Here is an 8,562-nt window from a genome sequence, read left to right as displayed (position 1 = left end):
GCGACGGTCTGCGCGATCGCGGTGATCTCGAAGGTCTGGACCGCCCGCGCGGTGCCGTAGGTGGCGTCGCGGTAGTGGATCGCCGTCAGCGTGCAGGTGCCCGCGGAGTCGAACCGGACGGCGCCGTTCTCGCCGTCGGAGCAGGCGCCCGAGACGCTGAGCACCGAGGGGCCGGAGGACGGGCCGCGCGTGAAGGCGGGGGTGAAGGATCCGCCGACCTCCGCGTCGGTCGGGACGGCGGTCGTGAACGACACGGAGCCGGGCGCGTAGCCGACCTCCACCTCCTGCACGGCGGGCCGGGCGCTGTCGTACTGCCGGTTGCCGTTCTGGTAGGCGAAGACGCCGCAGACGCCCTTCGTGGTGAAGGTGACCACGCCGTCCTTCGCGGAGCACGTCGCGGTGGTGAGGAGGAACGGAGCGATGCCCGAGGCGCCGCCCTCGATCACCGGGCGGTACGTGTCCCCCAGGACGGCGCCGACCGGAGGCGCGCTCGTGATCCGGACCGTCTGCGGGAGGAAGTAGATCGAGTACTCCTGCTCGGCGTGCCGTGCGGGCCAGTAGCCGTCTCCGGGCTGGTCGAGGGACAGCACGCAGAGCCCGGCCCCGTCGTTCCGCACGGTCACGCCGTCCGGGAGGATCGAGCAGTCTCGGCTCGCGGAGAGCACGGGCACGCCCTTCGACGGGCCGGGCACGATCGTCGGCCGGTACGTCTCGAGCGACATCGCGTGCGGGGGCGCGGTGCTCCCGAAGGAGAGGTTTCCCTCGGGAGTCCCGACCGTGATGATCTGCCGGACCTGCGGAGCGGCGTCGTGTCGATCGTCCGCGGCCTGGTCGATCGTCACCGTGCAGGTGCCGTCTCCGAAGAACGTCACCACGTCGTCCGCGATGGTGCAGTTGCCGTTCTCGATCACCGCGATCACGAGCGGATTGCCCGAGCCGCCGCCGGTCGCCTCGACCGTGTACCGGTCGTCGGTGAACACCCGGTCGGGCGGAGTCGAGGTGACGACGACGGTCTGGGGGATCCGCGAGACCGGGACGAAGCGCACCAGGCCGTCGGCGGCCGCGTACACGTCGTCGCCCGGCTGGTCGAACTGCACGCCGCAGGTCGAGGGCTCGGTGTAGGTCAGGATCTGCGCACCCGTCGCGTCAGGGGCGACGGTGCAGCCGAAGAAGGTCCTGACGAGCACCGGCAGTCCCGAGCTCGAGGTCGCCGTGGCGACGCCGGTCGACTCCAGGACGCCGGTCTTCGGCACCGCGACCGTCAGCGTCTGCGACGCCTTCGCGACCTCGAGATCGAAGGAGGCGCGCCCCGCGGTGTAGTGGTCGTCGCCGGCCTGATCGGCGGTCACGGTGCAGGTGCCGCCGCGCGTGAAGGTCACGACGCCGTCGGCGATCGCACAGGAGCCGGTCGCTCCGATCGAGACGGGGCTCCCGGAGCCGCCGCCGGTGGCCGTCGGGGTGAAGGTGCCCAGCGCCGTCGGCGCGGTCGGCCGTGAGGAGGTGAAGGCGACCGTCTGCGAGAACTTCCGGACCGTGATCCGGAACGAGGACGTGCCGGTGTTGCCGGCCTCGTCGTCCGCGGTGCAGTCGACCGTCGTGTCCCCGATCGGGAAGACGCTCCCCGAGGCGGGCGTGCAGGTCGAGCCCACGGCTCCGTCGACCGCGTCCTCCGCGGAGGAGGCGAAGGTGACGACGGCGCCGGAGACGTCGGCCGGCTCGGCCGTGACGGCGGCGGGCACGGTCACGACGGGGGCCGAGCGGTCGGCCAGCGCGAAGGTGCCGGGGATCGACCGGAGGGTGTAGTTCGGCCCCGCGTCGCCTCCGTCGCACCGCGTGACGTAGTCGCCGACGGGCGTGCGCGCTCCGATCGTCACCTTCCCGGTGCCGTCCGCCGTGTAGTAGGCGCCGGTCGGCTCGGTGACGAACCGGTCGGTTCCTGCGAAGCCGTCGGCCGTGCAGGTGACCGTCGGGGCGGTCGCGGTGCCGTGCGCCTGCGTCCCGGGGCTCGACGCGGTCACCGAGAGGGGCGCCGGCGAGATCGTGAGCGCGCCGTCGATGGTGATCAGCTGTCCCGAGGGGTTCGTCAGGCCGGAGCAGCGCGTGGGGTAGCGGCCGACGGGGGTCGTCGCGGAGAGCGCCAGCGGCGTCGTGAATCCGGTGTCGGACGCCGCGAAGGCGCCGCAGGAGACCGTCCCCGAGGGGGAGCCGGTCACGGAAGCGGTGATCGCGGGGGGAGTGGATCCGTAGGTCGACGAGGGCGAGGAGGCGGTCACCATCGGGACGGCCGCGACGATGCGCAGCGCGCCGTCCTTGTACCCCGCGATCGTGTAGTCGCTGCTGACCTTCGCGCCGCTGCACCGCGTGGTGAAGGTGGTGAAGGTGGAGGTGGGCCAGTTCGGGATCAAGCGGTAGATGACGTCGTCCGCCGTGACGATCGGCCGGTAGACGCCGGCCGTGAGCGGGGCGCCGAAGGTGTCGGTGCCGACGAAGGCGGCCGTGCAGCGCAGGTCGGGGGACGGCGCGCCTCGCGGGTAGTCGACCGTCGGGGCGGTCACCGTGAGCGCCTTCGGCTTCGCCGTGAAGCTCTGCAGGGGCTCGCCCGCCCAGCCCAGAGGAGCGAGCGCGTCGAGCCTCGCCGCGAGCGTGCAGACGCCGGCGTGGAGCACGGTCACCCTCATGCCGCTGACGGAGCAGGTCTCGGCGGTCCTGCTGCTCAGGACGATCGAGCGGCCGGGCACATCGACGGCCTGCGCGTAGGGGCTCGCGTCGAAGGAGTCGCCGTACGCCTTCTGCGGGAGCGTCGACAGGTCGAAGCGCACGCCGCCCACCGCCACGGTGGCCGGCTCGCTGCGGACGCTGCCCCCGCAGGTGGTCAGGGTCGCCCGGTAGCGGTAGGAGCCGGTGGGATCGGGGCCGGCCTCGAGGAACGCGGTCCCGTCCTCCCGGGCGCCTGCCCGGCCGAGCGCGGGCTTCCACGTGGCGCCGCCGTCCGTGGACCTCTCCCAGGACACGGCGGGGATGCCGCCGTAGACGGCCGAGACGCTCACGCCCATCGTCAGCGTGTAGATCTGGTTGGTGACGCCCGCGATGTCCGAGGGCTGCCGGGTGATGACGGGTGCCGCGGCGCACGCGCGCACCTCGTGGCGCAGAGCGGGGAGCGCCGACCAGCTCCCTCGTCCCGCCTCGGCGGGGGTGATGGTGTCGGGGTAGTGCGCGCGGATCTCGTTCCAGCCCTGCGGGATGTCCCTCGTGGTCAGAACGCCGACGCCGTCCGCGTCGAGGGTCACCCTGCTGGTACCTGCACCGGTGAGGATCTCGACGGTGCCGCCGGCGGCCACCGGCCGGCCCAGGCTCGGGATGGTCACCTTCGCGGTGACGGTGACCTCCTGCCCGAGCATCGAGAAGTCGGGGGTCCGCGTCACGGTCACGGCGGTGTCGTACACCGGAGCGACCACGGGGTCGGCCGCCGTCGGGCCGGCCGTCTGCGAGATCCTCGTCACGCTCGGGTGCACGTAGCTCGAGCCGCCGCCGCCGGCGCCGGGGTCGTTCATGACGCCGAGGGTGTCGTTCATGCTGCCGAACACGTAGGGCGATCCGCCGCCGCCGCCGTACCACCAGCCGGCCCCGCCGCCGCCGCCGCTGTGGCCGGGGAACGAGCAGTTGCCGCCGCCGCCGCGGGAGGCGCCGGCGTCGGCGCCCTTGCCGTCGTTGAGGAACACGCCCCACTGGCCGTTGTTGCCGTCGGCGCACTCGCCGAAGGTGCTGTAGCCGCGGGCGCCGGGCGAGCCGCCCGAGCTCTGCCCGGCCGCGCCGCCGCCGCCGCCGTCGGCCGCGTTGTTCCTGCCGCCGTTCCCGCCGCCCCTCGCGCCGCTGCCGGCGTCGGCGTCGCCGCCGACCGAGGACCGCCCGCCGCCGCCTCCGCCGCCCGCCGCCACGGCGAGGGCGTGCTGACAGCCGTCCGAGCCGGCCGTGCTGAGGTACTGGGCGTCGCCGCCCGCGCCGCCGGAGTCGCCCCCGTAGACGCCGCCGTTCACGTAGCGCGTGGCGCCTGCCGCTCCGGCCGGGGCGCCGGTGAGGCGCCCGATCTCCAGCACCTGCCCGGGTGTGACGGGCACCTCCACGACGAGGCTGGAGCCGCGTCCGCCGGCGTTGCCCGTCCCGAGGCCGCTCGCACCCTTCCCGCCGTTCTGGCCGCTGAGGACGGCGCGGACCGTCGAGACCCCGGTCGCGGGAACGGTGTACTGCGACACCGTCGAGACCTTCGGGGAGGTGAAGCACGCGGTGCTGAAGACCGGCGCCGCCGACGCGGTCGGCGCGGCCACGACGCTGAGTCCTGCGCCCGCTACGAGCACGGCCGCGGCGACGAGGGAACGGAGGAAGGACTGGCGCATGTGCTGCTACTCCCGGCTGCTGCCGGGAGCGGGCGCCCGCGGTCGGCTCAGAGTAGGGCGGTCGTAGACCCGCGAGGAAGGCGCAAGGTACACGAACGCCCTGCTCGGGGGGTACGGGAGGCCACTTGTGCCGGAACCTCCCAGGAAGTCCCCGTGCACGTCGGGGCGGCGTCCCCGCCCTGTCGGCGCAGTGTCCCCACCCTGTCGGGGGAGTGTCCCCACCCTGTTGCGGCCGCCGCCCGGGTCGCGTAGCCTAGCGAGGTTGCGTGCATCTGCACGCGCTTGCGTGCTGCCCACCGGGCAGGAGCTCCGGCTCCGGCCGGACAGGCGGGCTGTGCGCCGACAAGTGACCTTGGGTGGGTCGGGCGGGGCTTCGTGCCGCGCGTGATCCACGGTAACCACACATGGAGGAAACCATGGCAGCAGTCTGCCAGGTGACCGGAGCCGTCCCCGGCTTCGGGCACGCCATCTCGCACTCGCACCGGCGCACCAAGCGCCGCTTCGACCCGAACGTGCAGAAGAAGACGTACTACGTGCCGTCGCTTCGCCGTAACGTCACCCTGACCCTCTCGGCCAAGGGCATCAAGGTCATCGACGCCCGTGGCATCGAGTCCGTCGTCAAGGATGTTCTCGCTCGCGGGGTGAAGATCTAATGGCCAAGCAGCAGGACGTCCGTCCGATCATCAAGCTCCGTTCGACGGCCGGCACCGGTTACACCTACGTGACCAAGAAGAACCGCCGCAACGACCCCGACCGTCTCGTGCTCAAGAAGTACGACCCCGTAGTGCGCAAGCACGTCGACTTCCGCGAGGAGCGCTAAGTATGGCCAAGAAGAGCAAGATCGCCCGCAACGAGCAGCGCAAGGTGATCGTCGACCGCTACGCCGCCAAGCGCCTCGAGCTGAAGAAGGCCCTGGTCGACCCGGCCGGGACCGACGAGACCCGTGAGGCCGCCCGCGTCGGCCTCCAGAAGCTCCCCCGCAACGCCTCGCCCGTCCGCGTCCGCTCGCGCGACGCCGTCGACGGCCGCCCCCGCGGCAACCTCACGAAGTTCGGCATCTCGCGTGTCCGCTTCCGTGACATGGCGCACCGCGGCGAGCTGCCCGGCATCACCAAGTCCAGCTGGTGACCGAGCGCCGCTAGCGGCGTGAACGATCGAAGGCCCGTGATCCATCGGATCGCGGGCCTTCGTCGTCCCGCCGGCGGACGTAAAATGTGCGGATGACCGACTCCAGCCTGCCCACCGTCGCCGAGATCGCGGCGCTCATCGACCACGCGATCCTGAAGCCCGAGCTCACCCGCGCCGAGGTCGACGCCCAGCTCGACGAGGCGCGCGCGTCCGGCGTGTTCAGCGTCTGCGTCCGCCCCTCCGACATCGCCCACTCGGTCGCCCGGCTCGAGGGCTCCGGCGTCCTGGTCGGCACGGTCATCGGCTTCCCCCACGGCACCACCTCGACCGCGGCGAAGGTCGCGGAGTCGCGTCAGGCGCTCGCCGACGGCGCGTCCGAGCTCGACATGGTCGTCAACATCGGCCGCCTCCGCAGCGGCCTGCTCCAGGACGTCGAGGACGACGTCCGCGCCGTGGTCGAGGCCGCCGAGGGCCACGTCGTCAAGGTCATCCTCGAGACGAGCCTCCTCGACGACGAGCAGGTCATCGAGGGCAGCCGGGCCGCCGAGCGCGCCGGAGCGGACTTCGTGAAGACCGCCACCGGCTTCGCGGGCGGAGGCGCGAACGAGCACGACCTCCGCCTCATGCGCGGCGCCGTCTCGGAGGCCGTCCAGGTGAAGGCGTCCGGCGGCGTCCGCGACCTCGACACGCTCCTCGCCTACCGCGGCCTCGGCGTCACCCGCTTCGGCACGAGCGGCTCCGCGACCATCCTCGGCGACCTCGCCGCGCGGCACTCGGGCGACTCCTCCGCGGCACGTGTCGACTCCGCCTCCTACTGACGGAGCGGCCGACGAGGGCCGCACCGCACCCGCCGACCGGATGACGCCGGTGCGCCTGCGCCCGGGCCGCGCCGGCCGGTGGGCGGAGCGGACCCGCCGCCCCCTCGACGAGATCGCCCGCGCCCTCAAGGAGCGCGTCTACGCGACCTTCACGGGCCTGGCCGTGGTGATGATCTACCTGGTCGGCGACCACCCCGACGCGGTCCACGCCCTCCAGAGCCTCGTGATCTCGATCATCGGGATCTCGGCCGCGGGCTTCGTCGCCGAGGTGATCGCGCACCAGGTCGTGCACGCCTCGGCGCCCTCGCGCTCCGAGACGCACACCATGCTGCGGATCGCGGGCGGGGCGCTCGCCTCGGCGTCGCTGCCGGTCCTCGCGCTCGGCGCCGCGGCGCTGGGCTGGATCGACGCGACGGTCGCGCTGCGGATCGGCGCGGGCGTCTACGTCGTCACGCTCGCGGGGATCGCCCTCATCGCCGTCGTGCGCGCGGGCCTCTCCTGGAAGGAGAGCCTCGTCTCGCTGCTCGGGATCGTGGGCCTCGGCGTGCTGGTCGTCGGCGTGCTCGCGCTCGCGCACTGATCCGGAGGCGCCGCCGCGCGTAGGCTCGGACGGATGACGTCACGCACCAGGGTCGAGCTCGGCCGCCGGGAGGACCTCGGCGCCGACTGCGCGAACTGCTTCGGCCTGTGCTGCGTCGCCCTCGCCTTCGCCCGCTCCGCCGACTTCCCGTTCGACAAGCGCGCCGGGGACCCGTGCGTCAACCTCGACGGCGAGGACGCGTGCACGATCCACCGCCGGCTCCGGCCGCAGGGCTTCGTCGGCTGCACCGTCTTCGACTGCTTCGGCGCCGGTCAGAAGGTCTCGCAGCAGACGTTCGGCGGCGTCTCCTGGCGGTCCGACCCGGCCGTGCGCGAGCGGATGTTCGCGGTGTTCCCGCTGATGCGCCGCCTGCACGAGCTGCTCTGGTACCTCGACTCCGCTCTGGCGCTGCCCGGAGTCGGCGCGCCGCTCCTCGATGAGCTGCGCGAGCGGTTCGACGCGGTGCACGCGCACACCCTCGGCGAGCCGGAGCAGGTGGTCGCGGTCGACGTCGACGCGGAGTACGGAGCGTCCCGGCCGCTCCTGATCGCGGCGAGCGCGGCCGCTCGCGCAGGAGCGGCGCCGGCTGCCCGCCGGTCGAAGGGCCGTCGACTCGCTCCGGGTGCCGATCTGGCGGGCGTACCGCTCCGGAACGCGGACCTGCGGGGAGCGGATCTGCGGGGCGCGCTCCTCCTGGCTGCGGACCTGCGGGGTGCGGATCTGCAGCGGTGCGACCTGCTCGGGGTGGACCTGCGCGATGCTGATGTGTCCGGCGCGCGGCTCGCCGAGGCGGTCTACCTCACCCAGGCGCAGGTGAACAGCGCTCGAGGGGATGCGGCGACCACGCTGCCGTCGCACTTCGAGCGCCCGTCGCACTGGGGCGGCTAGGCCGCCGGGTCAGAGGCTGCGGGGGCCGCCCAGCGACTCGTCGCCGCCCTCGTCGTCGACGCCGAGGGCCTCGACGACCTCGCGGCCGAGGAGGTGCGCGCCGCTCCAGCCCTCGATGACGCACCGGGGGAACGCCTCGCGGTCCGGGGAGCCGAGCCATGCGGCCGCGGCCTCGCGGGCCCACGCCTCGGAGGCGTACACGCCGATGATCTCGGTGCGGTCGTCCCACGGCGTCGCGGTCGAGAGGACGAAGTGGTCACCGTTCACGATCGGATCTCCTCCGGCTCTCGGGGTTCAGCGACCCCGTGGGAGTGCGGGACCGGACCGGACGCTACCCGCGGGCGGGGGAGCGCGTCTCCGGGGTCGACACGAGCGCGGATGAATGCTACGGGAACGTCGAGCGCGGCGCGATCACCCGATGGTCCCACGCAGGCGGGCGTTCAGCCCACCCAGAGCGGTCGCGATCTCGTTCTCGTCACTTCCGGGGAGGAGGGCGCCGCCCTGCTCGAGGCCGTGGCGCAGGGCCTCGACCTCCTCAGGGGGGAGGCCGCCGCTGTCGAGGAGGGCCTGGAGGGCGGCGAGGATGCCGACGAGGGCGACGGCGTCGTCCAGGTCGAGGGGGCGGACGCAGGACTTGTCCATGTCATCGCTCCTGTTCGGGTCAGGACGAGCAGGGCGCGCGGGCGCATGCGCGCGGCCGTCCGATCGGGGAGGGGCGCCTGCGGGGCGGTCGCGTCGGTCACGGCTCCATGCCACC

General features: G+C 73.3%; 9 protein-coding genes. 6 read left to right on the top strand and 3 right to left on the bottom strand.

From position 1 onward, the window contains the following. The coding region (locus C5C74_RS18000; RefSeq protein ID WP_146083102.1) for an HYR domain-containing protein at positions 1-4,391 on the bottom strand (4,391 nt) is incomplete at its 3' end. Positions 4,392-4,807: 416 nt separating this feature from the next. Between C5C74_RS18000 and rpmB the strand changes: the two genes are divergently transcribed. The 6 genes from rpmB (at position 4,808) to C5C74_RS16280 (ending at position 7,805) form a co-directional block, all read left to right on the top strand. Continuing rightward, positions 4,808-5,044 (top strand): 50S ribosomal protein L28, encoded by a 237-nt coding sequence (gene rpmB, locus C5C74_RS16305; RefSeq protein ID WP_056038148.1) that lies wholly within the window; start codon positions 4,808-4,810, stop codon positions 5,042-5,044. Beyond that, complete coding sequence (gene rpmG, locus C5C74_RS16300; protein ID WP_027692168.1) at positions 5,044-5,211, top strand: 50S ribosomal protein L33; 168 nt, start codon at positions 5,044-5,046, stop codon at positions 5,209-5,211. Before rpmB ends, rpmG begins: the two co-directional genes overlap by 1 nt. 2 nt (positions 5,212-5,213) lie before the next feature. Then, on the top strand, positions 5,214-5,519 hold the full coding sequence (gene rpsN, locus C5C74_RS16295; protein WP_104225107.1) for a 30S ribosomal protein S14: 306 nt from the start codon (positions 5,214-5,216) through the stop codon (positions 5,517-5,519). A 92-nt stretch (positions 5,520-5,611) separates the two neighbouring features. Next, positions 5,612-6,337, top strand: coding sequence for a deoxyribose-phosphate aldolase (gene deoC / locus C5C74_RS16290; RefSeq protein WP_181134724.1), 726 nt, complete (start codon positions 5,612-5,614; stop codon positions 6,335-6,337). Next, the gene (locus C5C74_RS16285) at positions 6,315-6,917 is read left to right on the top strand and encodes a hypothetical protein (RefSeq protein WP_146083101.1); all 603 of its coding nucleotides are present in this window, start codon (positions 6,315-6,317) and stop codon (positions 6,915-6,917) included. Before deoC ends, C5C74_RS16285 begins: the two co-directional genes overlap by 23 nt. Before the next feature lie 33 nt (positions 6,918-6,950). Further along, the gene (locus C5C74_RS16280) at positions 6,951-7,805 is read left to right on the top strand and encodes a pentapeptide repeat-containing protein (protein WP_104351897.1); all 855 of its coding nucleotides are present in this window, start codon (positions 6,951-6,953) and stop codon (positions 7,803-7,805) included. A 9-nt stretch (positions 7,806-7,814) separates the two neighbouring features. On the opposite strand, the gene C5C74_RS16275 is transcribed toward C5C74_RS16280, so the two are convergent. Then, the gene (locus tag C5C74_RS16275; protein ID WP_104225104.1) at positions 7,815-8,072 is read right to left on the bottom strand and encodes a hypothetical protein; all 258 of its coding nucleotides are present in this window, start codon (positions 8,070-8,072) and stop codon (positions 7,815-7,817) included. Positions 8,073-8,216: 144 nt separating this feature from the next. Continuing rightward, a complete protein-coding gene (locus C5C74_RS16270) occupies positions 8,217-8,447 on the bottom strand; it encodes a hypothetical protein (protein WP_104227350.1) in 231 nt (76 codons plus the stop codon). Between the last annotated feature and the right edge of the window lie 115 nt (positions 8,448-8,562).

The organism is Rathayibacter sp. AY1E8, assembly GCF_002931415.1.
Taxonomy (GTDB): Bacteria; Actinomycetota; Actinomycetes; order Actinomycetales; family Microbacteriaceae; genus Rathayibacter.
This window is presented reverse-complemented; position numbering and strand designations above follow the sequence as displayed.

Coding starts and splice junctions, on each gene's coding strand:
- rpmB (WP_056038148.1), top strand. CDS start 4,808: ATGGCAGCAGTCTGCCAGGTGACCGGAGCCGTCCCCGGCTTCGGGCAC.
- rpmG (WP_027692168.1), top strand. CDS start 5,044: ATGGCCAAGCAGCAGGACGTCCGTCCGATCATCAAGCTCCGTTCGACG.
- rpsN (WP_104225107.1), top strand. CDS start 5,214: ATGGCCAAGAAGAGCAAGATCGCCCGCAACGAGCAGCGCAAGGTGATC.
- deoC (WP_181134724.1), top strand. CDS start 5,612: ATGACCGACTCCAGCCTGCCCACCGTCGCCGAGATCGCGGCGCTCATC.
- C5C74_RS16280 (WP_104351897.1), top strand. CDS start 6,951: ATGACGTCACGCACCAGGGTCGAGCTCGGCCGCCGGGAGGACCTCGGC.
- C5C74_RS16270 (WP_104227350.1), bottom strand. CDS start 8,447: ATGGACAAGTCCTGCGTCCGCCCCCTCGACCTGGACGACGCCGTCGCC.